This is a genomic window from Streptomyces sp. NPDC059009, assembly GCF_042740175.1.
Classification (GTDB): Bacteria; Actinomycetota; Actinomycetes; order Streptomycetales; family Streptomycetaceae; genus Streptomyces.
Map to the genome: position 1 here is coordinate 1 of NZ_JBHYJB010000099.1, position 1,925 is coordinate 1,925.

Sequence of the window (1,925 nt, forward strand, 5' to 3'; positions counted from 1 at the left end):
TCTCGGGGGGCCGACGTCTTGGCGCGGTAGCGGCGGAGGTCAGGCCTCCGTCTTCTCCTCGGCCTCGGTCGACTCGGCGGCCTCGACGGTCTCGGCCGTCTCGTCCTCGTCGTCCTCGAGGTCGACGACCTCACCGTTCGTGTCCTTGACCGTGGCGGCCTCGACGACGACGGCGAGCGCCTTGCCGCGGGCGACCTCGCCGACCAGCATCGGGACCTGGCCGCCCTCGACGACGGCCTGGGCGAACTGGTCGGGGGACATGCCGGAGGACTGGGCGCGGCGCATGAGGTGCTCGGTGAGCTCCTCCTGGCTGACGTTCAGCTTCTCCTTGTTGACGAGCTCGTCCAGGACGAACTGCGTCTTGATGCCCTTGACCGCCTGCTCGCCGGTCTCGGCGTCGAACTCTTCCTCGGTCTTGCCCTGGATCTCCAGGTACTTCGCGAGGTCGAGGCCCATCTGGCCGAGCTGGTGGTGCTCGAGGTTGTGCTTGCGGGTCTGGATCTCGTCCGCGAGGAGCTTCTCGGGGACGGGGACCTCGACCAGCTCGAGCAGCTTCTCCAGGACGCGCTCCTGGGCCTGCGTGGCCTGGTCGTACTGCTTCATGTTCTCGAGGCGCTTGCGGCTGTCGGCCTTCAGCTCGTCGAGGGTGTCGAACTCGGAGGCGAGCTGCGCGAAGTCGTCGTCGAGCTCCGGCAGTTCGCGCTTGGCGACCTGCGTGACCTTGACGGTGATCTCGGCGTCCTTGCCCTCGGCGGAGCCGCCCTTGAGCTGCGAGGTGAAGGTGGCCTCGCCACCGGCCTCGACGCCCTTCACGGCGTCGTCGATGCCGTCGAGCAGCTCGCCGGAGCCGATGGTGTAGGAGACGCCGGACGCGACGCCGTCCTCCAGGACCTCGCCCTCGACCTTGGCCTCGAGGTCGATCGTCACGACGTCGCCGTCCTCGGCGGCGCGCTCGACCGGGGAGGTGGAGGCGAAGCGCCCGCGCAGCTCCTCGACGGCCTTGTCGACGTCCTCGTCGCTGACCTCGACCGCGTCGACCTCGACCTCGATGCCGGAGTAGTCCGGGATCTCGATGGCCGGGCGGATGTCGACCTCAGCGGTGAAGTTGAGGGTCTCGTTGTCCTTCAGCTCGGTGATGTCCACCTCGGGCTGGCCCAGGACATTGAGCTCGGCCTCGTTGACCGCTTCGGTGTAGAACTTCGGAAGCGCGTCGTTGACGGCCTCCTCCAGGACGGCACCGCGGCCGAACCGCTGGTCGATGACGCGCGCAGGGATCTTGCCCTTGCGGAAGCCCTTCACCGTGACCTGCTGGTTGATCTTCTTGTACGCCGCGTCGAGGCTGTCCTTGAGCTCCTCGAAGGGCACCTCAACAGTGAGCCGAACCCGGGTCGGGTTCAGGGTCTCCACGGCGCTCTTCACGGTTCGGTCTCCTTGGTGGGCTGACTTCTGGGTTTCTGCCCGGTTGAGAGACACACGGGCACGCAGCTTGCATAGTAACGGCAAGCGGGAGTCGACCCACAATGCGATCTTGTGCGGAGCCGCACGGAGAGAAGAGCAGGTGGTCGGGGTGGCGGGATTTGAACCCACGGCCTTCCGCTCCCAAAGCGGACGCGCTACCAAGCTGCGCCACACCCCGTCGGTGCGACACGTAGGGTACATGCCCCCAGGCAGTGCGGCTCCCGCAATAAACCCGGAGATCGCGAGGAGATCCTGCGGAGCGGGACGGGGTGTGCGGGCAGGGGGTGCGACCCGCTACGATGCTTGCCGTACCGCGCTCGTTGACCAGCAGCGACCAGCGGTGCACTCTGTGTGCGGGCGTAGCTCAATGGTAGAGCCCTAGTCTTCCAAACTAGCTACGCGGGTTCGATTCCCGTCGCCCGCTCTGTGGCCTCCGGCCCGGCCCGCTGTACTCAGCGGGCCGGGCG

General features: G+C 67.4%; 1 protein-coding gene and 2 tRNA genes. 1 reads left to right on the forward strand and 2 read right to left on the reverse strand.

Annotation, left to right across the window (positions count from 1 at the left end; genetic code table 11):
- Positions 1–39 precede the first annotated feature (39 nt).
- Both tig and ACFWYM_RS44910 read right to left on the reverse strand, forming a co-directional pair.
- Entirely contained in the window at positions 40–1,419 is a 1,380-nt protein-coding gene (gene tig, locus ACFWYM_RS44905; RefSeq protein WP_384851358.1) for a trigger factor, read from the reverse strand.
- Between the two features lie 140 nt (positions 1,420–1,559).
- Positions 1,560–1,636: transfer RNA gene (locus ACFWYM_RS44910), tRNA-Pro, on the reverse strand.
- A 175-nt stretch (positions 1,637–1,811) separates the two neighbouring features.
- On the opposite strand from ACFWYM_RS44910, the gene ACFWYM_RS44915 reads away from it, so the two are divergent.
- A tRNA-Gly gene (locus ACFWYM_RS44915) sits at positions 1,812–1,882 on the forward strand.
- Positions 1,883–1,925 lie beyond the last annotated feature (43 nt).